This is a genomic window from Bacillus sp. SIMBA_005, assembly GCF_046535585.1.
GTDB classification, from domain to species: domain Bacteria; phylum Bacillota; class Bacilli; order Bacillales; family Bacillaceae; genus Bacillus; species Bacillus pumilus.
Window position 1 is genome coordinate 1 of record NZ_JAWRWI010001181.1, and the last position, 235, is coordinate 235.

1 protein-coding gene is annotated in these 235 nt (G+C 74.5%); it reads left to right on the plus strand.

Going from position 1 to position 235, the window contains the following annotated elements; translation table 11 throughout:
- Positions 1–31: 31 nt before the first annotated feature.
- Positions 32–235 (plus strand): hypothetical protein (locus SB660_RS23830; RefSeq protein ID WP_410585076.1); only part of this gene is annotated, 204 nt, incomplete at its 3' end.

Consider the following 235-nt stretch of genomic DNA (forward strand, 5'->3'; position numbering starts at 1 on the left):
GGCGCAGACCGCGGGCCCGGCGCCGGATCCGATGTTCGCCGCCGTCGAAGGCGGCTCGAGCGCCGATCCGCCGGAAGCCGCCGCCCCGCCGCCCCAGGGCCTCGCCGAGGAGATCGTGACGCCGGCCGGAACGCCCGCGCCATCCGGCTCGCCGATGGGCACGTCCTTCGACACCAACCGCCTGTTGACGATGATCGACGCCGGCAAGGAGCCGCTGCGGACGTTCCTGATCCAG